We start from the raw sequence: 19,831 nt of genomic DNA, 5'->3' as shown, positions 1-19,831 counted from the left end.
CGTTATGACCGTCGATTACACTGGCCCTCAGATTGTTTGAAACCCACACAAGGCAGCCAATATTGAATGAATCAGCCACTATCTCGGAACTGGACCTCGAAATCGTCAATGCCCTCCAGATCAATCCACGGGCGGAATGGAGCCGGATAGCGGATGCTCTTGGCTTGTCCGGCCCTACGGTCGCCAGGCGCTGGAACGTGTTGGCCGAACAGGGACTGGCGTGGATCACGCCGTCTCCGGGACAGCGCTACCTCAGCGCTGGCTGGTCGGCGTTTATCCAACTGTCTTCGTTGCCCGGCGAAAGCGAAGCACTGATCCAGAGGCTTTGCGAGGTGCCGGCTTTCGGCACCGTCTCCATGGTCACCGGCTCCCACGACGTCTTCATGGACTGCTTCGCGTCCAGTCATGAGGAACTCATGGACATCGTGACCGGAGCCTTTCCTGCGCTCCCCGGCATCACCCACCGCGAAGTCGTCTTTGTCACCAAGCTTTACCGGCAGGCCTCGGAATGGCGCAGCGGAACACTCGAACCCGCACGCGCACGGCTGGTCTCAACGGAAGCCAAGCCCGCACCGGCAGGCTACTCGCCGGATCGCCTGGACGCCGCGCTGCTGGAGGAACTTTCCAAGGACGGCCGTGCCAGTTGGGCTGATCTGGGTGCCGCATGTGGCGTTTCACCGCAAACTGCCCGACGCCGGGTGGAACGGTTTCTGGCGTCCGGCTACATCACGCTGAGGTGCGATGCGTCTACCGCGGCGACCAGAGGCCTGAGGGAGGTCACGCTCATGCTCAACGTCCCTGCTCAATTCGTTGACGACATTGGCCGCTACTTCGCCGCGCAAACGAACTGCCGGCTCAGCGCCCAGGTGCTCGGCGCACAGAACCTCGTGGTCACACTGTGGGTCCGCGACTATCTGGAAGCCCAGGCATTCGAACGCGAACTGGCCGAACGGGCGCCCGGCAGCATTGTGATCTCACGGCAGGCGGTAGTCCGGACCTACAAGCGACTGGGCCATATCCTCGATGAGTCCGGGCGCAGCCTCCGCGTGGTGCCGCTGCCTTTGTGGAGAGAGGGGTCTGGACGAGTCGGGGAAACCCCGGCAGGATCAGACCCATGACTACGTCGATTTTCGTGAACCTGCCCGTTAGCGACCTCGAGGCATCCAAGGCCTTCTACACGGCCCTTGGCTACTCCATCAACCCGAACTTCACCGACGAGACTGCGGCCTGCGTGGTCTTCAGCGACACCATCTATGCAATGCTCCTGACCCACGCCAAGTTCAGCGAATTCACCAAGCAGCCCATCGCGGACACGCAGAACTCGACGGCGGCAATTGTCGCCATTTCAGCCGACAGCCGTGAGGACGTAGATGCCCTGGCTGCCAAGGCGCTCGAAGCTGGTGGATCCGAAACCTACGACGCCCAGGATCTTGGCTTCATGTACAGCCGCGCGTTCCGTGACCTGGACGGCCACCACTGGGAAGTCCTCTGGATGGACGACGCCGCAGCCCAGGATGGTCCGCCGGAGTCCTAGCCCATTGGCTTAGGCCATCTTGGCTTAGCCCAGCGTCACTGCCAGCACGCCAAGCACGACGGCGAGAAGCGGCGTGGTGCCTTGGAGGGTAGCTGCGCGGAGGTACTTCTTGCCGCTTGCTGCGAGCACAAGGGCGGCCAGGAGCATGGAACCGCAGCTGCTGAAGACAAGGGTCCATCCCACTTGGGGTGCACCCATGGCCACTGCAACAATGCCGATCAGTGCGCCGATGGCCAGGAACAGGTTGTAGAAACCTTGGTTGTACGCGAGCGGCTTGGTGGTTTCCGCGTCGGCCTGGGAGGTGATGCTGAATGTCTTCCAGGTTTTGGGCTTTGTCCAGGTAATGGACTCCATGGTGAAGATATAGACGTGAAGCAAGGCGGCAATCGTTGCGAAAATCAGGGAGGCCAGGATCATGGTTTTGATCCTAGCCTCCCTGGTTGCCGGACTTGGTTGTTGCGCGGCCCGTCAGGCGCTGAGCAACTCCAGTGTGGCGCCCGCAAAAGCTGAAGCCGAGCGATTCCACTGGGCCAGCAAACCCTGAAGATTCTCGCCATCGGCCCGGTGGGTTGCGGTTTGCGACTCCAGCATCGACAAAATGCCTGTGCGCAGTTCCGTGTTGAAGTTGACCTTGCCCACCTGCATGGAGGGAGCCTTCGCTAGTTCGTCGGCCGGAATGCCGGAGGCGCCGTGGAGCACCAGCGGCACCTCTGTCTCGGCAGCGACTTCCTGCAGTACGTCCCAACGGATGTTTGGTTCGCCCGTGTACTTCCCATGCACGTTGCCCACGGCGACAGCCAGTAGCTGGGCACCCGTGCGCTCCAAAAAGTTGGCCACCTGTGCCGGGTGAGTGAGCCCCGCAACTGAAGCGCCGGCGTCGTGCGCTGAACGTTCGGCACCGAAGGCTTTGTCCTCGTCTCCCGCAAGGCCGCCCAACTCCGCCTCAATCACGACGTCGGCAGCGCCAGCCTCGTCCAGCGCCGCACGGACTTCACGGACAAGGGCGATGTTGTCCTCGTAGGGCAATGATGAACCGTCAGCGAGCACCGCATCCGCACCGGCCGCCACGGATTCCAGGATGACCCTGAGGTCAGAGGCATGGTCCAACTGCACCGAAACCGGGACGCTGGCGTCGTTGGCCAGGCCGCGAAGGGCCGCGATGAGGCGAAGTCCATTAGGCGTGGACGCAGTCTTCGGAGCGACGAGCAGGATCACGCCGAGCCCCGATTCTTCCGCCGCGCCAACAACAGCCAGCGCTGTAGTGAAGTCGTAGCAAGTGAAAGCCGGAACAGCCGAGCCGGAGGCCAGGGCAGAGTTGACCATATGGTCGAGTTTGGCGCGCATCAGTGGGCCAAACCTCCCACCAGGATCCAGGCAACGAAAGTCAACGCGAAGCCTGCCAGGCCCAGGATGGTGGTGAGGACGGTCCAGGTCTTCAGACCGTCGGACACTGTGAGGCCGTAGTAGCGGACGACCGTCCAGAACCCGGCGTCGGTCACGTGGGAAAGGCCCAATGAACCGAAGCCAATGGCAATGACGATTACCGCGATCTGGGCCGGCGTGTAGCCACCTTCCATCACGGCAGAGGTAAGCAGGCCCGTCGTCGTCACGATTGCGACAGTGGCAGAACCCTGGGCGGCGCGCAGTGCCAGGGAGATGATGAAGCCGAGCACGATGACCGGCAGGCCGAGGCTATCCAAGGTGTGGGACAGAGCTGCGCCGATTCCGGATGCGCGGAGGACTTCACCGAACACACCACCAGCGGCCACCACCATGAGGATGGAAGCGATGGGAGGAAGTGCGCCTTCGAAAATCTCGCCCGTTTCCTTGAGGGACCAGTTGCGGCGGACGGCCAGCAGGAAGAAGGACAGAGCCACAGCCACCAGGAGTGCGAAGAACGGGTTGCCGACAAAGGCGGCCACGCCGTACCAGTAGTTGTCCTTGGGGAGGGTCAGCGTTCCCACGGTCCCGAGGAGGATCTGGACGATGGGAGCGGCGATCAGGAACATGATCAGGCCAGGCCGCGGAGGAGCGACGGCGTGGGCACCGGGGCCGTCATGGCCAACGTGGACCAGTGATTCGGAACCGAACTCGTCCACTTGCTGCTTGACGCCTGGAAGCAGTTCGTACTCTTTGCGGTTCATGATGCTGGCGACCCAGTAGGACAGGAAGCCAAGCGGCACGCAAATGATCAACGAGATCAGGGTGATGAGTCCAATGTCCGCACCGAACACGCCGGCGCCGGCAACGATGCCCGGGTGCGGCGGGACGGCCACGTGAATGGACAGCATGATGCCGGCCATGGGCAGGCCGAACTTGATCGGGTGTACGTTAGCGATCTTCGCGAACGCATAAACAATGGGAACGAGGACGATCACGCCCACCTCGAAGAACACGGGGATCGCCACGAGGAAGCCGACGGCCGTCAGCGCAATGGCAACGCGTTTGGCGCCGAGCTTCTCAGTGAAATGGGTGGCCAGCGACTGCACGCCGCCGGAAACTTCAATCATGCGGCCGAGGATGGCGCCAAGGGCGATCAGCAAGGCGACCTTGCCCATGGTGCTGCCAACGCCCGTGGTCACAACAGTGAAGATGTCCTTGAGCGGAATCTGCGCGGCGACGCCCACCAGGATGCTGACGGCAAGCAAGGCAACAAAAGCCTGGATTTTGAAGCGGATGATCAGCACCAGCAACAGGGCGATGCCCGCTGCGGCGATGGTCAGCAGCAGAGGTGTGCCCAGCTCCACTGCGGGCTTGATGGCGGGGGCGTCCGCCGCCTGAACCATCAAAGAGTTGACGAGGGGATTCATTGGGGGTGTCTCCTTTGACATACCAGTCTAGAGAAGACCGGCGGGAGGTGGCGGCGACGGCGAAGGGGGGATCGCCGTCGTCGCGCGTTCTGGTGGGGTGCTTAGGCGGTGCGCTTTGCGGGCGCTACAACCTTGATGACGGCAGAGTCGTCGGCGGCGGCGAGACCCTGGGCCTGGCCGAGAAGGTAAAGCTGTTCGGCAGCGGCGGCAACGGGTGCGGCGAGGCCGGCGGCCCGGGTTGCCTTACCAACGATGCCCATGTCCTTGACGAAGATGTCCAGGCGGCTGAGTACCTCGGCGCCGTCCTCGGAGTAGGCCTCGAGGATGCGCGGGCCACGGTTTGAAAGCATGAAGGATCCGGCGGCTCCGGCTTCGAGGGCGGCGAGGGTCTTGGCCTGATCGAGTCCCAGGGCGTCGGCAAGAGCCATGGCCTCGGCAGCAGCGGCGATGTGGACACCGCAGAGGAGCTGGTTGACGGTCTTGAGGGCCTGGCCGTCGCCGGGCTTGTCGCCCACGATGCTCAGGGTGGAGGCCAGCAGTTCCAAGGCAGGACGCGCCTTTTCAAGTGCTTCGGGCTCCGCCCCGACAACGATCAGCAGATCGCCTTCGCCGGCACGCTTCGGGCCGCCGGAGAGCGGCGCATCCACCAGGGCCACACCGTATTCCGCAAGCTTTTCCACCGTGGCGGGGATGGCTTCAGTACCAACGGTGCTGCCGAGGATCACGACGGCGCCCGGCTTCAGTACCGAAGCCACGCCGTTCTCGCCGAAAAGGACGTCGTTGAGCTGCTCGCCGTTGCGGACGGCCAAGAGCAGCGCGTCGGCGCCATCCGATGCCTCGCGTGCAGAAGCAAAGGTCTTGATGCCGGCTTCTGCGGCGAGTTCCAAGCGGGGCTCGGCGATATCGAAGCCGTGGACAGTCAGCTCGGACGCGAGCCGGGTAGCCATGGGCAGGCCCATGGCGCCCAGGCCCAGGACGGTGACGGTGTAGTTGCTGCTGGTCATGGTGATCTCCATTGAATAGGTAGGGCCCACGCTTGCCGGGTTCCCTGGCCGAGCTTGCGAGGTTAGGGGGCAAGTGGGGATGTGGCGCTGAGCTTGCGGGTGACCTCAGTCAGGGATTGGTCGTCGCCCACGTTGCCGGCGAACACGATGTACGGGATGCCCTTGGCAGGACCGTCCACCGGTTCCCAGAGCGAGACGATGCCCGGCAGCATGGGGCCGCGGACAATTGCATGGCGGATTTCCAGCCCGTGCGCGGCGACGTCCGAGGATGTGATGCCGCCCTTCGCGATGACAAACCGCGGCGGGAAGGTCTTCAGCGTCCGGTTCACAACTGCGACGACGGCGGCCGAGACGGTGCGTGCGATCTTCAGGCTTGCTGCGGCCCCGTCGGTCTTGATGAGCAGGCGGCTGGTGTGGACGATGACATCGCCCTTGCGCAGAGCGTCGACGACGTCGGACACAACGGTTGCGATGTAAGTGTCGGCTTCCGCTTCGAGCAGCTTCTCGACGTCGATCTCGATGATGCGGGCCGAGCTGTGCTCTGCGGTGAGGTCATTGAGTTGGCGTGTGGTGACGCCGACGTGCGAGCCGACCACAATCAGGCCGCCGGCTGTGGAGGGAGTGTTACCCGCGTAGGCCTCTGTTGAGGTCAACGCAGTACGGATTTCCTGTCCGATGCGACCCCGAACGAACGGCGGGCCCACACGGTAGAGGAGCTTCTTGCCGCGGCGTTCCGCTTCTTCGAGGCCCAGGGCCAGAGCGCGGAAATCGTTCTCGGTGACGATGTCGGCCACGATCGGTGTGGAGTTGCTGGCGGATTCCAGGGCATCAGCGATTGCCTTGGCGGAAATAGCGGGATCCTGCGCGGAGGCTCCGGCGCGGATGATGTTGAGGTCCAGGACGATCACGTCGCCGGCCGGGAACCGGCCCTGCGACTTCTCCTCCACATACTTGGCCATCTCGGAGTTGATGAAGCCGAAGCTTGCGTCCTTGGCGAATTCCGTCTCGGCCACGGGGGTGAGCGAGCCGGCGTCGCCGCGCATGTAGTGCACGCCGCCGATGGTGACGCGACCGGCGTCGGGGAATGCGGGGACGATCACCACGCCGTCGGTGGCTTCGCCGGTCTCGGCGGCCACGGTGGCTGCAATGACGTCGGGCTCCAAGGGGTAGTGGCCGCGGAGGGTGGAGTCGCTGCGGCTGACAAAACCGAGGCACAGCCGAGGATCAACACCGTTGCCGGCAGCTGCAGCCAGTGCGTTGCGGACGACTTCTTCGTTCCGGGCCGCAGCCTCTGCCGGGTCCAGGCTGCGGGTGTTGGTGAGGACGTAGACGGCCGGCTTGGTCTGGTTCTCGCGGATGTGGGTGAAGGCCCATGCGAAATCTGCGACGTCCCACTGGGTTAGCACGGCGAGATCCGCAACGGACTGCGTTCCCGTGGGGTCGTCGTCGAGGACCACAAGGACGCGGGGAGACGTTGCCGAGGACGCCGCAACGGCGTCGGCAACCAACTGAGCAGGAATCTGGACTTCCGCCGGGAAAGCGGCCAGAACGTCGGCTTCAAGGGTCACTGTGCACTCCATCGTGGGAAATCTCTGTAGCGGTTTGGTGAATGTAAGATGTCAGACATCTAACATTTGAATTAGTGTGACACACGGCTCTACAGCGCGCAAGGTGCTGCGCATCACTAGGCTGGGGGCATGGCTGACAGTGTTGTTTCGCTCCCGTTCGTGAACGTCCTCACGCCTACCGTTTCCGCAGGTGAGACGGTTCCCGTGGCACTGATCCACGGTTGGGCTTCCGGCTCTGTGTACTGGGAACCACTTGCGAAAAAACTGCTCGACGCCGGCCGGACGGTCTGGATTTTCGACCTCCCGGGCTACCACCCTGGCGAAGAAGTGCCACCGGACTTCCCGTGGACGCTGGACTCGGTGGCCGGTTCGGTAGCGGCAGCCATTGAAGCCAGGAGCAGCGGACCGGTGCACCTGGTGGGGCATTCCATGGGTGGCAGCGTTTCGTTGACACTTGCGGCAGCCCGCCCCGAACTGGTGGCAACCATAACCTTGGTGGGCATGGCGCCCGTGCCGCAGAATCAGGGGTTCAAGAAGCTGCTGAGCTCGCAACTGGATCAGGGATTTTTTGATCCCGAGACCGTCGCGAAGCTCATGAATGCTTGGTACGGGGAACTGTCCGCAGCGGACATGGCGCGGCTCAGCACAGGGTTTGACGCGCCGTTCCCCATTCTGTCCGCCAGCGCCGTGGCTGCCATGACCGGCGTCGAACCCTCAGTACCCGGGCGAGTCCACGCGCCACTGCTGGTGATAGCCGGCACCGATGACCGGGTGCGGCCCATGGAGCAAATGCGCGCATTCGTAGCCGAAAGTCAGCAGCGCCAGCTGAGAGCCATCCCCGGCGCAGGCCACAACGTCCACTGGGAGCAGCCCGAAAAATGCGCCGCGGCGCTAACCGGGTTTTGGGAAACAAGCTGGCCATCGCCAGCGTAAGATGTCTGACAACCACCCGTCCGAGGGAAATACACGGGACCGGGCGGCCTGAAGTATAGGAAACGGGGATACATGGCACGCAAGTCGCTGGTCGGCGTCGTCGCTGATGAGCTGCTGGACAGGATCATCGCGGGCGAGTTTCCGCCCGGAACAGTGGTCCCGGGCGAACTGGAGCTCAGCGCCAAACACGAGGTGAGCCGCATGACCGTGCGTGAAGCCATGAAAACCCTTGAAGCGCAGCGGATCCTCAGCGTGGAGCGCGGCCGTGGAACGTTTGTTAACCCGCTGAATCAGTGGGCATCACTGGAAGCCGTGCTGCGTGCCGCCTCCGAAGGAACCAAGGATGCAGCCGCCGCGATCCAGCTGATCGAACTCCGCCGGATGCTGGAAACGGGCGCATGCGAACTGGCTGCCGAACGCATCTCCGACGACGAGCTCATTACCCTCAAAGAGCACGTGGAAAAGATGCAGGCCGCCCACGAAATCAATGACCTCCCCGCTTTCGTGGAAGCAGACCTTGCCTTTCATGACGTCATTCTTCACGCCTCAGGCAACGTCTTTGTGGCCGTGCTCTTCGAACCGCTGCACCGCGTCCTCGAGGCCAGGCGCACCGAAACTTCAGCGTTTCCTGAAATCCAGGAACACGCAATCGGGCACCACAGGAAGATCGCGGCCGCCCTGGAATCCCGCAATCCCAACGAGGCACGGCTCGCCATGGACGCGCACATGCAGCAGACCCTGGACGACCTGAAGACGTACGTGCTGGAGGCGTAGCTAACGGCGCAGGCTCTCCGACGGGAGCTCGCCGAAAGTCTTCAGATACAGGGCGGAGAAGCGCCCTTGATGAGTGAAGCCGCACAGCTCCGCGATTGCTGTGACGCTCTGCTCCCGCGGGCTCGCCTCCACGAGCATCTCGCGGGCGCGATCCAGCCGGATACTCCGCAGCAACTCCGACGGCGTCGCGCCGGCCTCCGCCCTGAGCGCGGTTTGGAGGGTCCGAACCGAAACCCCCAGGCACTCGGCGATGTCCGGCACTGTGAGTTCTTCAAAGGCGTGCCGCTCCAGCAGCTCCCTGCACTCGCGGACCAGCCGGCCCTCTACTTCCGCGTTTCGTACTTCCTCCGCGGGCGGTTGCATCGCCATCAGCAGTCGGGACACCATGCTGTCCGCCAGCAGTCCTTGAACGAACGCGGGGGCACTGGAGGCGGGCTGGCTGATCATGTCGTCATGAAGTTCGACGACGGACCTCAGGAACGCGCGGCCCGCTCCACCTGAGAGGTCCATGCCGTAGCCGAGGTCCACAGCGCTGTCGCCGTACAACTGCTCGGCCACCCTCTCAAGCGCCGAGCGCCTCACATAGACGATCAGGTGCGGACTTCCGCCGTCCCAACTCATGGAAAATGGCCGGTCGATGGGCGGAACCGTAGCCATGCGCGGACTGGATTCCACGGTGTTCGCACCCACTTGCATGGAAGCGTGTCCTGCCAGCGGGATCTGCACCAGATGGAAGTCCTGAAGGCCCTCGGGCTCAATCCGAACATCCGCGCCGTAGTCCAGGAACTCAATCCCCACATCGCCCCGATGCAGGGAACGCAGCTTCATGTCCACTGACGACGTCCGGGTGCGCGGCGCGAGCTCATGGCTGCAGAACAGTTCAGCGATCTTGGCGTGTGCTTCGTCCACGTCGGTTGTGGCCATTGTTGGCCGCCCCCGCAAAACATCACGGGGAAGAATCTTCACCATTTCGGCACCTACTCCACAGTTTTGCGCTTTTCGGATGATCCTCGCGCCACGTGGATATTCCGGATTTCAACGGCCGCCTAGAGTCGCTCTTAAGACAAGTATGACTCAGCTCACATCACCATAACAGCGCCGAAAGCGAGGTGAGGACCAGTGAAGAACATCAAGCTCGTGCACCACCGGCGGGAGGAGTGGGATGAAAACCACTTCGAGCTCTGGGCGGCGGAACTTCAAGCCAAGAACGCTCAACTCACCTCTGCGGCTTGGGTTGGTTGGCACGAAGAAGAGGAAGACCCTGCGTAATTCGGATGGCCCCTGCGCCAAATGGATAGTCCGGATTCCAGCGACTGCCTAGAGTCGCATCTAGAAGAACTATGACGCACGTCATATTTTTACAACGTGACAAGTACGGGAAAGGCTTGGACCATGTCAGGACTTCAAGGCAGGACAGCAATTGTCACCGGCGGTGTAACCAAGGTGGGGCAGGGCGTGGTGGCCGCGCTGCGGGACGCCGGAGCCACAGTGGTGGTTGCGGATATAGATCCCGACGGCGAATCCCTCACCACCGGACTGGGCGATGCAATCCACTACTCCCACACCGACATCACCGATGACGATGCCGTGAACCGGCTGGTCAGCGCAACCGTCGCCGTGCACGGAAGCCTCGACATCCTGGTAAACCTTGCCTGCACCTACAAGGACGACGGCGCGAGCTCCGGGCGCGCCGACTGGCTCGAGGCACTCAACGTCAACCTCGTAAGCGCTGTGGTGGCCGGCAACGCAGCCCGCCCTCACCTGAAGGCCTCCGGGCACGGCGCCATCATCAACTTCACCTCGATCTCCAGCTCAGTAGCCCAAACCGGCCGCTGGTTATACCCGGCGAGCAAAGCCGCGCTGGTGCAAGTCACCCGGAGCATGGCCGTGGACTTCGCGGAAGACGGCATCCGCGTGAATTCCGTCAGCCCCGGCTGGGTCTGGAGCAACATCATGGACTCCCTCAGCAACGGGAACCTCGAAAAGACAGACTCCGTGGCGGCTCCCTTCCACGCACTCAAGCGGGTGGGCCGCCCCCACGAGGTGGGTGACGTCGTCGCGTTCCTCGCCAGCGACCAAGCAAGTTTCGTGACCGGCGCAGATTGGGCCGTCGACGGCGGCTATTCCGCCTTGGGCCCGGAACGCGCAGAAGAGACCATTCCCCTGCTCGCAGCAAACTAACGCCAAGCTTCACAACAACTTCCACCACAGAGAAAGGCAACGCCATGACGCAACGCCACATCACCATCGTCGGTGCCGGCCAGTCCGGGCTGCAGCTCGGCATAGGACTGCTGGACGCCGGATACCACGTGACCACCATTTCCAACCGCACACCGGAAGAGATTCATGAAGGCAAGGTTGCCTCCAGCCAGTGCATCTTCCACGACGCCCTGGAGCACGAGCGGGCGCTCGGCTTGGACTTCTGGCCCGATGCTCCCACCGTGGACGGCATCTCGTTCACCATCCCCCGCCCCGAACTGCCGGGCGAGAAGGCGATCAGCTGGGCCTCACGCCTGGATAACCACGCCAAGTCGATCGACCAGCGTGTGAAGTTCCCGCGGTTCATGGAGGAGTTCACAGCACGCGGCGGAGAGCTCGTCTTCGAAGACGCGGGGGTAGCCGAGCTGGAGAAGTACACGCAGAACTCGGACCTGGTGATTGTGGCCGCCGGCAAGGGTGAGATCGCGCAACTGTTCACCCGCGACGCGGAACGCAGCACCTACGATGCACCGCAGCGTGCCCTGGCCTTGACCTACGTGAAGGGCTTGAAGCCGCGCGAGGACTACTCGGCGGTCTCGTTCAACCTGATCCCCGGGGTCGGCGAATACTTCGTCTTCCCGGCGCTCACCACCACCGGCCCCTGCGAAATCATGGTCTTCGAAGGGGTTCCGGGCGGGCCCATGGACTCGTGGAAGGGACTCACTCCCGAGGAACATCTGGAAAACTCCAAGAACATCCTTAAGACCTTCCTGCCGTGGGAAGCAGAGCGCGCCACTGATGTGGAACTCACCGATCCCAACGGCGTCCTCCAGGGCAGGTTTGCGCCCACCGTCCGCCACCCAATTGCCACCTTGCCGAGCGGCCGGCAGGTACTTGGCCTGGCCGACGTCGTGGTTTTGAACGATCCGATCACGGGGCAGGGTTCCAACAACGCGAGCAAATGCGCGGCGTCGTACTTGGACAGCATCACCCGGCACGGTGGTGGCGCCTACGATGCAAACTTCATGCAGGCCACTTTTGAACGCTATTGGGATTACGCGCAGCACGTTGCACACTGGACGAATGCCCTCCTGGCTCCGCCTCCGCCCCACGTCCTGGAGCTCTTGGGGGCTGCGAACAGCGAGCCGGCCATCGCGCACCGCTTCGCCAACGGCTTCAACCACCCACCGGAATTCCAGGACTGGTTCATGTACCCGGACAAAGCCGCGGGCTACCTCGCGGACCTGTCTGCCGCCAAAATTTCGTAGCACGACCCTGCTAATAAGGACTCAACCATGCGAAAGATAGCAATCGTGGGGGCCGGCGAATCCGGCGCCCAGCTGGCCTTGGGCCTGCAGCGTGACGGCTACGCGGTGACGCTTCTGTCCGACCGTTCCGCTGCCCAGATCCGCACCGGCAAGGTCATGTCCAGCCAGTGCATGTTCTCCACCGCCCTCGACGCCGAAGCCCACATGGGAACGGCGCTCACCGAATTCTATGAATCCGGATCCGTCCCCGGCATCACCTCCATCCGGCTACGTGTAGATGCTGATGAACCCATCGAGTGGGAAGCACCCCTGGACGGTCCCGCCCGGTCCATTGACCAGCGCATCAAAAGTGCCCTCTGGATTGAGACGTTTGTTGCAGCCGGTGGTGACTTCCGCATTGAGAAGGTCACGCCGCGCATGCTCGAAGAACTCGCCCATGACTACGAGCTGGTCATTGTGAGCACCGGCAAGGGCGAGATCGGCCAGATCTTCCCGCGGGACAAGGCCAAGTCGCCCTTCGACCGGCCGCAGCGGGTACTGGCCCTGAACTACGTCACGTCCGACGACGATGCTTCCGCGGCCTCGTCCGCCGCCGGTACCGGCGGCGCGGGCGACGTCATCCGCATGTCCATGGCCCCCGGCGTCGGCGAGTTCTTTACGTTCCCGGGCCTGACCGTATCGGGCCCCTGCCGCATGATGGTGTTCGAGGGTGTGGTGGGCGGCCCCATGGACCACTGGACCGACGTCGGAACCCCCGAAGAGCAGCTCGAGCGTTCGCTGGAAATCCTGCGCGAGCATTTCCCGCACGAGGCAGAGAACTTTGCCACCGCGGAGCTAACCGACAGCGGCGCCACGCTCCTGGGGCGCATCACGCCCACGGTGAGGTCCGCCGTCGGGGAACTCGGCAACGGGAAGCTGGTGTTCGGGCTGGGTGACGCCGTGGTCCTCAACGATCCCCTCACCGGGCAGGGTTCCAACAACGCCACTCTGGCCGCGAAGTACTACCTTGATTCGATCGTTCGCCGTGGCCAGCAGCCTTTTGACCGTGCCTGGATGGAGCGCACCTTCGACGAATTTTGGCGCGGCTGGGGGCAATGGGCGGTGGAGTGGACCAACGATCTCCTGAAGCCGCGGCGCGATCACCAGAAGACGCTCCTCCGTGAAGCAGCTGAACATCCGGCGCTGGCGGCAAGCATCGTCAGCGGATTCGATGATCCCCGAACGTCATACCCCTGGTGGTTCGATCCCACCGCGGCCGCTGACTTCATGCAGGCCCGGAAAGAAGACGATGCTGCTGCCTTCGATGTGAGGGACTTCAGGGGTGCGTTGGGCCAGTTCGCCACGGGCGTCACAGTGGTTACCACTGTGTCTGCGGACGGCCGAAAAGTGGGCATGACCGCGAATTCCTTCACGTCAGTGTCCATGGATCCACCGCTGGTGCTCTGGTGCCCCAGCAAACGTGCCCCCAGCCTGGACGATTTCGAGGACGCAACGCATTTTGCCATCAACATCCTGGCGAGCGACCAGCACGTCCTGTCCCGCCAGTTCGCCACGCCCGCTACAGACAAGTTCGCCGGCGTGGAAACCGCTGACGGTATCGCCGGTGTTCCGCTGCTGGAGGGAGCAGTAGCAACCTTCCAGTGCCGCACCGTTGCGCGACATGATGCCGGGGACCATGTCATCTACGTGGGTGAGGTGGAAAGCTACAACCACCACGACGGCGCTCCCCTGGTGTTCCACGGCGGGAAGTACCACGCCACTGCCAGCCATCCGGATTTCTAGTCACGCTCTTGAAAGGAACGGATATGGACCATCCCCTTGACGTCGCGATCATAGGCTCGGGCATCAATTCGCTGGTCGCGGCAGCCGAGCTGGCCTTGGCAGGGAAGCGCGTGTGCATCATTGAGCGCTCGGACCGGTTGGGCGGGTTCATCCAATCCGAGGAGCGGACCCTCCCGGGCTTCATCCACGACACCTTCTCCTCCTGGCACCCTTTGTTTGTGTCCGGTGGTGCTTACGGAGCGCTGGGCAAGGAACTCCACGCCAGGGGCTTGGAGTACTGCAACACCTCCGGTCCTGTGACGGCCGGCGTCGCTGCGGATCCTGTCACTGGAGCCCACCGCGTGGTCATCGCACACAGGGACCCGGCCGAAACGTCCGCTGCTTTCAAGGAGCCACGCGATGGGGCCGCGTATCTGGCCATGCTCGATGATCTGGGCCACAATGCCGGAACCGTGTTCGGGGCTTTCGGGGCGGAGCTTCGGTCGTTTGGGGAGGTGGCGAAGATTGCCTTCGGAGCCGTGCGACGCGGGCGCTTCTCAGGAACGGAGGCCTTTGTCCGGGACTCCCTGATGAGCGGACGGAACTATGTCCGCAGCCGTTTTGACGGCTGGGAAGCCGACCAGCTGTGGTCGCCCTGGCTTCTGCACGCAGGGCTCGGCCCGGACCAAGCCACCGGCGGCGTCATGCTCCCGGTCATGGCCATGAGCATGCACGGCTTCGGGCTTCCTGTTGTGAAGGGCGGCGCCTCGCAGTTTGTGGCTGCCTTTGAGTCTTTGCTCAGGGACAACGGCGTCCGGATCATGCTGGGTGCGGAGGCCGAGGAGATTCTAGTGGACTCATCCGGTGCTGTGGCCGGAGTGCAGACATCGCAAGGCATGGTTACCGCTGACACGGTGCTCGCGAACGTTTCGCCACAGGCCCTCTACACCCGGCTCCTTCGCAAACCACCGGCAGATACTGCCGAAGCCGCCGCGCGGTACCAGAACGGCCGCGGGGCCATGCAGATCCATCTGGCCTTGGACCGTCCTGTCCAGTGGCTCGATCCCAGACTTAACCACGTCCCGTTGGTGCACATCAGCAACGGCTCGGACAGCACGGGGGTTGCCTGCGCCCAGGCCGAAGCCGGCCTCCTGCCCGGCGAACCCACGGTGGTGGTCGGCCAGCAATGCGTCCTGGATCCGTCCCGCGCGCCGGAGGGCAAGGCCACGCTGTGGCTGCAGTTGCAGGAAGTGCCGTTCAACCCTGTGGGGGACGCTGCCGGAGAACTTTCGGTCCAGGAAGGCTGGAACGAGGAACTGAAACAGGGGTATCTGGAACGGGTCCTGGCACGGATTGAACAGTTCGCTCCGGGCACACGCGCCACTGTTCTGGCGTCAGACACTCTGGCGCCGACGGACCTGTTCTCGGCCAACCCCAACGCAGTGAACGGAGACCCCTACGGCGGTTCCGCGGAGCTCTTCCAAAACCTGCTATGGCGGCCCTTCCCCTCCGCCGCCGGACACCGGACTGCCGTCCAAGGGCTGTGGCACATCGGCGCCTCAACCCATCCCGGTCCCGGGCTTTCCGGAGGCTCCGGGCACCTGGTTGCGCAGAATTTGACCGCGAAACCCTCACGATTTTCCCGAATTCAATCAGCACTTAAACCAAGCAAGCGATAGGAGAACAATGTCTGTTCTGGCCGGGCTCACTGCAGCCCTCTCGAGTGGTTCCGTGGAGATCATCGACCTCACCACGCCGCTCAGTTCCGAGACCCCCATCCTGAACCTGCCGCAGCCGTTCGCGAACACGGTGGGGTTATCCGTGTCGCCGGTGAGCAATTTCGACGACGCCGGTCCGGCCTGGGCGTGGAACGACGTCACCGTGGGTGAACACGCCGGGACGCACCTGGACGCACCGGTCCACTGGATCACGGGCAAGGACGGCAAGTCCGTGGACCAGATCGAACCACATCGACTGGTGGGCCCGGTTGTAGTGATCGACAAGTCGCTCGAGGTGGCGGAGGACCCGGATTTCCTGTTGGAACCTGAGCACTTTGAGCAGTGGCAGCACGAGCATGGCGCATTTCCGGAGAACTGCTGGGTGATCTTCCGGACGGGTTGGGCGGCCCGAGGCGCTGACGCTGCGGCTTTCGTCAACGCGGACGACGCCGGACCCCACACTCCCGGTGTCTCTGCGGCAGGTGCCAAGTGGCTCGCCGGGAACGCCTCGATCAGTGGTTTCGGTGTGGAAACCGTGGGCATCGACGCTGGTCAGGCCGGTGGCCTGGATCCAATGTTCCCGGTCCACTCATTCCTGCTCGGCGCGGACAAGTACGGCGTGACGTCGCTACGGAACGTGGACCGACTCCCCGTCACCGGTGCGACGTTGGTGGTCGCTCCGTTGCCGATCGTCGGCGGGACGGGCAGCCCGAGCCGCGTGTACGCGCTAGTGGAAAAGGGCGCGGTGGAGAAGGCATGAGCGGGCAAGTGCGGGTCTCCACGTTGGTGGGCAGGACGCTGGCGAAGCTCGGCGTCGGGCACGTTTTTGGGGTGGTGGGCAGCGGCAACTTCGATGTCACCGGCACTCTCATGGCCGAGGGCATCCCGTTCACGGCCACCCGGCACGAGGGCGGTGCGGCGACCATGGCCGACGCGTACTCCCGGATGTCCGGGAAAGTCGGGGTGGTCACCACGCATCAAGGCTGCGGGCTGAGCAACGCCATCACCGGCATCGGTGAGGCAGCGAAGAGCCGGACGCCGATGATCGTGCTGACCGCCGATACCCAGGCCGCGGCCGTCCGGTCCAACTTCAAGATCGACCAAGACGCCCTGGCCCGGAGCGTCGGAGCCGTGGCCGAACGCATCCACTCCCCCGCAACAGCCGTCGCGGACACCGTCAGGGCCTTCCGGACTGCGGTGAATGAACGCCGCACCGTGGTGTTGAGCTTGCCGCTGGACGTTCAAAGCGGAGCCGCCGCGGACGAGGTGAGCGCCGTCGTCGTGCCTGAACCGTTGAAGGTGCGCCCAGACACTGGCGCCGTGGAGCAACTGGCCGCACTGATAGCGAAAGCTGAACGGCCGGTGTTCGTTGCCGGACGCGGCGGGCGGGGCGCCCGGGACGAAATCCTGGCGCTGGCCCGGCATGCTGGCGCGCTGGTGGCAACGTCCGCGGTGGCGAGCGGGCTATTCAACGGCGATTCCCACAACCTGGGTATCTCGGGCGGATTCTCCTCGCCTGCCACTGCCGAGTTCATCAGCGGTGCCGACCTGATCGTGGGATGGGGTTGCGCGCTGAACATGTGGACCATGCGGCACGGACGGCTGATTTCCGCCGGCACCACGGTGGTGCAGATCGACGTCGAAGACTCTGCCCTGGGCGCTAACCGGCCCATTTCACTGGGTGTCTTGGGCGATTCGGGGCTGACCGCGGCCGATGCGCTGGCCGCGCTGACCGGTTCACAGCCCGAACCGGCAGAAAAGTACCGCACCGAGGCCAACGCGCTGGCCATCAAACAAGGTTCGCGGTGGCGGGACGTCGAGACTGAAGACTTGTCCACCGCGACAGCCATCGACCCGCGCGTCCTCACCCGCGAACTCGACACCCTGCTCCCGGCCGAAAGAATCGTGGCCGTGGATTCGGGCAACTTCATGGGCTATCCCAGCCAATACCTTGCCGTGCCGGACGAGTACGGATTCTGCTTCACCCAAGCCTTCCAAGCCATCGGGCTCGGACTGTACACGGCCATCGGCGCAGCACTTGCCCAGCCGAACCGCTTGCCGGTCCTCGGTGCAGGTGACGGCGGATTCCTCATGGGCATCAGCGAGCTGGAGACCGCCGCAAGGCTGAAACTCCCGCTGGTGTGCATCGTCTACAACGACGCCGCCTACGGAGCCGAGGTCCACCACTTCGCTTCGGAGCACTCGGAAGCAGAGCTCTCCAGCGTCGTGTTCCCCGATACCGACATTGCCGCTATCGCCCGCGGATTCGGCGCCGAAGGCATCACCGTCCGGACCGTGGCGGACTTGGACGCCGTACGCCCGTGGATCGCCGCTTATGAAGCCGGAACACAAGACCGGCCGCTGGTCATCGACGCGAAGATCGCCTCCGACGGCGGCTCGTGGTGGCTGGCTGAGGCCTTTCAGGGCCACTAGCCGCCGTGCACCCAACTGAGTAACAGCAAACGTCGCTATGAGCGGTCATAGCGACGTTTGCTGTCACTTACTTGGGGTGGTTATGCGTCGACGTCCGTGTTCACGATGTACACGTCGCAGGGAGCACCATGCGCCACGCTGTTGGCGATGCTGCCGAGTACGCGGCCGAGGCCCTTCATGCGCTTGTTGCCCACCACGATCAGCGAGGCGTTGTTGGTCTCGGCGTAGTTGATGAGGGCGTTGGCAGGTGTGCCGCGGGCTGCGAAGTACTTGATGTTGCCGGCGGGTACGTCCAGCTCTTCGGAAACCTTGCGGGCCACGTATTCTGCGGAGTCCGCGGAGGAGACGGTGATGCGGTCGCTGCCGCTGCCGAATTCTTCAATGCGGTCATCGGAGAAGCCGCTGATCACGTGCAGTTCGGCGCCGAGGGCGGTGGCGAGCTTCGCTGCTGCCACTGCTGCGCGCTTGGCCGTCTCGCTGCTGTCAACGCCGACCACAATAACTTCTGACATGAGTACTCCTGGTTGTGGGGATTCACTGGGTGCTGCTGCAAGAAATCTACACTCCATCCCCATCCGCCGGGATGACCCTTTTGCGCCGGGAGTGTTTACGGCCGGAATCACTGGGTAGTGATTAAGCATCGGAGCGATCACACGACCGAAAGGCAAGACAATGAGCGACGCACCATTTTCCCCGCAGACCGCCATCGTCACGGGATCGGATTCCGGTATCGGGCGGGCCACCGCGGTGGCCTTGGCCAAAGCAGGCATGGACGTGGGGATCACGTGGCACTCGGATCAGCAGGGCGCTGAGGAAACCGCGGAGGAGGTCCGCGGCCTGGGTCGGAAAGCAGTGGTCCACCAACTGGACACCACGGATGTCCGGGGAACGGCCGTGGCCATCGACAAGCTCGCTGAGGAACTTGGCGGCGTGGACGTCTTCGTCAACAACTCCGGAACCGGCGATGGCACTAAGTTCCTTGAGCTGGACTACGACACGTGGATGTCCACCTTGGACACCAACCTCAACGGGGCTTTCGTGGCAATGCAGACAGCAGCCAAGCGTATGGTGCGGGCCGGCCGCGGTGGGCGGATCATCGCGGTCACCAGCGTCCATGAGTTCCAGCCAAGGGTTGGAGCCTCGGCGTATGACGCGTCCAAGCACGGCTTGGGTGGACTCATCAAAACCATGGCCCTGGAACTCGCTGAGCACGGCATCACTGCCAACAACGTGGCGCCGGGCGAAATCGCTACTCCCATGACAGGCCAGGAGGACGAGGATCCCACTCAGAAGGAACGGCCCGGAGTTCCGCTGGGACGCCCCGGCGATGCCCGGGAAGTCGCCGCCGTCATCGCCTTCCTGGCATCACCGGATTCCAGCTACGTCAACGGCGCGTCATGGCCTGTGGACGGCGGAATGCTGCAAATGGGGCCACAGGCAGGTTCGCACATCACCAGCAACGACTGGCGCGAAAGCTAAGGCTGCAACACCTCTGGCCGCTTGGAGATCCGTGGGCTAGTCTGCATGAACGGCCTGCCTGGCGGGCCCGAAATTTCCAGAGATTCGTAAGACGTTGATGAGGAGCACCATGGCTGGCCACACATATAGCGTTTCCGAAATTGTAGGAACTTCCACCGAAGGCGTTGACGACGCGATCAAGAATGGCATCGCAACAGCCTCCCAGACCCTGCGGAACCTGGACTGGTTTGAGGTCAAGGAAATCCGCGGCCACCTCGAAGACGGCGCAGTGGCCGACTGGCAGGTCACCATCAAGCTTGGTTTCCGCCTGGAGCGCTGATTACCTCTCCGCGAAATGGCAGTTGATGACA

20 protein-coding genes are annotated in these 19,831 nt (G+C 63.5%); 13 read left to right on the top strand and 7 right to left on the bottom strand.

Annotated elements, in window-relative coordinates; genetic code table 11:
- Positions 1–62: 62 nt before the first annotated feature.
- Together KCX59_RS01525 and KCX59_RS01520 are read left to right on the top strand one after the other, a co-directional pair.
- On the top strand, positions 63–1,118 hold the full coding sequence (locus KCX59_RS01525; RefSeq protein WP_179017531.1) for an Lrp/AsnC family transcriptional regulator: 1,056 nt from the start codon (positions 63–65) through the stop codon (positions 1,116–1,118).
- Positions 1,115–1,534, top strand: a complete 420-nt coding sequence (locus KCX59_RS01520) for a VOC family protein (protein WP_091464652.1) — start codon at positions 1,115–1,117, stop codon at positions 1,532–1,534. Before KCX59_RS01525 ends, KCX59_RS01520 begins: the two co-directional genes overlap by 4 nt.
- A gap of 24 nt (positions 1,535–1,558) precedes the next feature.
- On the opposite strand, the gene KCX59_RS01515 is transcribed toward KCX59_RS01520, so the two are convergent.
- The 5 genes from KCX59_RS01515 to KCX59_RS01495 form a co-directional block, all read right to left on the bottom strand.
- Complete coding sequence (locus tag KCX59_RS01515) at positions 1,559–1,951, bottom strand: DUF1304 domain-containing protein (RefSeq protein ID WP_054808805.1); 393 nt, start codon at positions 1,949–1,951, stop codon at positions 1,559–1,561.
- Positions 1,952–2,002: 51 nt separating this feature from the next.
- The gene (locus KCX59_RS01510) at positions 2,003–2,878 is read right to left on the bottom strand and encodes a class II fructose-bisphosphate aldolase (protein ID WP_179017530.1); all 876 of its coding nucleotides are present in this window, start codon (positions 2,876–2,878) and stop codon (positions 2,003–2,005) included.
- Positions 2,878–4,344 (bottom strand): GntP family transporter, encoded by a 1,467-nt coding sequence (locus KCX59_RS01505; protein ID WP_179017529.1) that lies wholly within the window; start codon positions 4,342–4,344, stop codon positions 2,878–2,880. Before KCX59_RS01505 ends, KCX59_RS01510 begins: the two co-directional genes overlap by 1 nt.
- Positions 4,345–4,445: 101 nt before the next feature.
- On the bottom strand, positions 4,446–5,348 hold the full coding sequence (locus tag KCX59_RS01500) for an NAD(P)-dependent oxidoreductase (RefSeq protein WP_091464645.1): 903 nt from the start codon (positions 5,346–5,348) through the stop codon (positions 4,446–4,448).
- 62 nt (positions 5,349–5,410) lie between these two features.
- Positions 5,411–6,916: a four-carbon acid sugar kinase family protein gene (locus KCX59_RS01495; RefSeq protein WP_179017528.1), complete on the bottom strand. Its 1,506-nt coding sequence runs from the start codon at positions 6,914–6,916 to the stop codon at positions 5,411–5,413.
- A gap of 129 nt (positions 6,917–7,045) precedes the next feature.
- Here KCX59_RS01495 and KCX59_RS01490 point away from each other — a divergent pair, with 129 nt between their 5' ends.
- Both KCX59_RS01490 and KCX59_RS01485 read left to right on the top strand, forming a co-directional pair.
- The gene (locus KCX59_RS01490; RefSeq protein ID WP_179017527.1) at positions 7,046–7,849 is read left to right on the top strand and encodes an alpha/beta fold hydrolase; all 804 of its coding nucleotides are present in this window, start codon (positions 7,046–7,048) and stop codon (positions 7,847–7,849) included.
- A gap of 72 nt (positions 7,850–7,921) precedes the next feature.
- A complete protein-coding gene (locus tag KCX59_RS01485; protein WP_179017526.1) occupies positions 7,922–8,623 on the top strand; it encodes a FadR/GntR family transcriptional regulator in 702 nt (233 codons plus the stop codon).
- On the opposite strand, the gene KCX59_RS01480 is transcribed toward KCX59_RS01485, so the two are convergent.
- Positions 8,624–9,547, bottom strand: coding sequence for a helix-turn-helix domain-containing protein (locus KCX59_RS01480; RefSeq protein WP_256871422.1), 924 nt, complete (start codon positions 9,545–9,547; stop codon positions 8,624–8,626).
- Between the two features lie 195 nt (positions 9,548–9,742).
- On the opposite strand from KCX59_RS01480, the gene KCX59_RS01475 reads away from it, so the two are divergent.
- From KCX59_RS01475 to KCX59_RS01445, 7 genes are all read left to right on the top strand, one after another.
- A complete protein-coding gene (locus KCX59_RS01475; RefSeq protein ID WP_179017524.1) occupies positions 9,743–9,892 on the top strand; it encodes a hypothetical protein in 150 nt (49 codons plus the stop codon).
- Positions 9,893–10,015: 123 nt separating this feature from the next.
- On the top strand, positions 10,016–10,804 hold the full coding sequence (locus tag KCX59_RS01470) for an SDR family oxidoreductase (protein WP_179017523.1): 789 nt from the start codon (positions 10,016–10,018) through the stop codon (positions 10,802–10,804).
- A gap of 44 nt (positions 10,805–10,848) precedes the next feature.
- Positions 10,849–12,090: a styrene monooxygenase/indole monooxygenase family protein gene (locus KCX59_RS01465; protein ID WP_179017522.1), complete on the top strand. Its 1,242-nt coding sequence runs from the start codon at positions 10,849–10,851 to the stop codon at positions 12,088–12,090.
- A gap of 27 nt (positions 12,091–12,117) precedes the next feature.
- Complete coding sequence (locus KCX59_RS01460) at positions 12,118–13,872, top strand: flavin reductase (protein WP_179017521.1); 1,755 nt, start codon at positions 12,118–12,120, stop codon at positions 13,870–13,872.
- A gap of 23 nt (positions 13,873–13,895) precedes the next feature.
- Positions 13,896–15,530, top strand: a complete 1,635-nt coding sequence (locus tag KCX59_RS01455) for a phytoene desaturase family protein (protein WP_179017520.1) — start codon at positions 13,896–13,898, stop codon at positions 15,528–15,530.
- Between the two features lie 7 nt (positions 15,531–15,537).
- Entirely contained in the window at positions 15,538–16,329 is a 792-nt protein-coding gene (locus KCX59_RS01450) for a cyclase family protein (protein ID WP_179017519.1), read from the top strand.
- Positions 16,326–18,002, top strand: coding sequence for a thiamine pyrophosphate-binding protein (locus tag KCX59_RS01445; RefSeq protein ID WP_179017518.1), 1,677 nt, complete (start codon positions 16,326–16,328; stop codon positions 18,000–18,002). The genes KCX59_RS01450 and KCX59_RS01445 overlap by 4 nt, the downstream gene beginning before the upstream one ends.
- An 80-nt stretch (positions 18,003–18,082) precedes the next feature.
- Here KCX59_RS01445 and KCX59_RS01440 read toward each other — a convergent pair whose 3' ends face one another.
- Positions 18,083–18,514: a universal stress protein gene (locus tag KCX59_RS01440; RefSeq protein ID WP_054808808.1), complete on the bottom strand. Its 432-nt coding sequence runs from the start codon at positions 18,512–18,514 to the stop codon at positions 18,083–18,085.
- 160 nt (positions 18,515–18,674) lie between these two features.
- Between KCX59_RS01440 and KCX59_RS01435 the strand changes: the two genes are divergently transcribed.
- Entirely contained in the window at positions 18,675–19,481 is an 807-nt protein-coding gene (locus KCX59_RS01435) for an SDR family oxidoreductase (RefSeq protein WP_179017517.1), read from the top strand.
- A 109-nt stretch (positions 19,482–19,590) separates the two neighbouring features.
- Positions 19,591–19,800 (top strand): dodecin, encoded by a 210-nt coding sequence (locus KCX59_RS01430; RefSeq protein WP_011773002.1) that lies wholly within the window; start codon positions 19,591–19,593, stop codon positions 19,798–19,800.
- Positions 19,801–19,831 lie beyond the last annotated feature (31 nt).

Origin of the sequence: Paenarthrobacter nitroguajacolicus (assembly GCF_051027655.1) — a bacterium.
Taxonomy (GTDB): domain Bacteria; phylum Actinomycetota; class Actinomycetes; order Actinomycetales; family Micrococcaceae; genus Arthrobacter; species Arthrobacter nitroguajacolicus.
This window is presented reverse-complemented; position numbering and strand designations above follow the sequence as displayed.

Excerpts from the sequence above, each read along its gene's own strand:
- KCX59_RS01455 (WP_179017520.1), top strand. The coding sequence starts at position 13,896 with ATGGACCATCCCCTTGACGTCGCGATCATAGGCTCGGGCATCAATTCG.
- KCX59_RS01485 (WP_179017526.1), top strand. The coding sequence starts at position 7,922 with ATGGCACGCAAGTCGCTGGTCGGCGTCGTCGCTGATGAGCTGCTGGAC.
- KCX59_RS01465 (WP_179017522.1), top strand. The coding sequence starts at position 10,849 with ATGACGCAACGCCACATCACCATCGTCGGTGCCGGCCAGTCCGGGCTG.
- KCX59_RS01520 (WP_091464652.1), top strand. The coding sequence starts at position 1,115 with ATGACTACGTCGATTTTCGTGAACCTGCCCGTTAGCGACCTCGAGGCA.
- KCX59_RS01460 (WP_179017521.1), top strand. The coding sequence starts at position 12,118 with ATGCGAAAGATAGCAATCGTGGGGGCCGGCGAATCCGGCGCCCAGCTG.
- KCX59_RS01435 (WP_179017517.1), top strand. The coding sequence starts at position 18,675 with ATGAGCGACGCACCATTTTCCCCGCAGACCGCCATCGTCACGGGATCG.
- KCX59_RS01480 (WP_256871422.1), bottom strand. The coding sequence starts at position 9,547 with ATGGCCACAACCGACGTGGACGAAGCACACGCCAAGATCGCTGAACTG.
- KCX59_RS01500 (WP_091464645.1), bottom strand. The coding sequence starts at position 5,348 with ATGACCAGCAGCAACTACACCGTCACCGTCCTGGGCCTGGGCGCCATG.
- KCX59_RS01515 (WP_054808805.1), bottom strand. The coding sequence starts at position 1,951 with ATGATCCTGGCCTCCCTGATTTTCGCAACGATTGCCGCCTTGCTTCAC.
- KCX59_RS01430 (WP_011773002.1), top strand. The coding sequence starts at position 19,591 with ATGGCTGGCCACACATATAGCGTTTCCGAAATTGTAGGAACTTCCACC.
- KCX59_RS01490 (WP_179017527.1), top strand. The coding sequence starts at position 7,046 with ATGGCTGACAGTGTTGTTTCGCTCCCGTTCGTGAACGTCCTCACGCCT.
- KCX59_RS01505 (WP_179017529.1), bottom strand. The coding sequence starts at position 4,344 with ATGAATCCCCTCGTCAACTCTTTGATGGTTCAGGCGGCGGACGCCCCC.
- KCX59_RS01510 (WP_179017530.1), bottom strand. The coding sequence starts at position 2,878 with ATGCGCGCCAAACTCGACCATATGGTCAACTCTGCCCTGGCCTCCGGC.
- KCX59_RS01445 (WP_179017518.1), top strand. The coding sequence starts at position 16,326 with ATGAGCGGGCAAGTGCGGGTCTCCACGTTGGTGGGCAGGACGCTGGCG.
- KCX59_RS01450 (WP_179017519.1), top strand. The coding sequence starts at position 15,538 with ATGTCTGTTCTGGCCGGGCTCACTGCAGCCCTCTCGAGTGGTTCCGTG.
- KCX59_RS01440 (WP_054808808.1), bottom strand. The coding sequence starts at position 18,514 with ATGTCAGAAGTTATTGTGGTCGGCGTTGACAGCAGCGAGACGGCCAAG.
- KCX59_RS01470 (WP_179017523.1), top strand. The coding sequence starts at position 10,016 with ATGTCAGGACTTCAAGGCAGGACAGCAATTGTCACCGGCGGTGTAACC.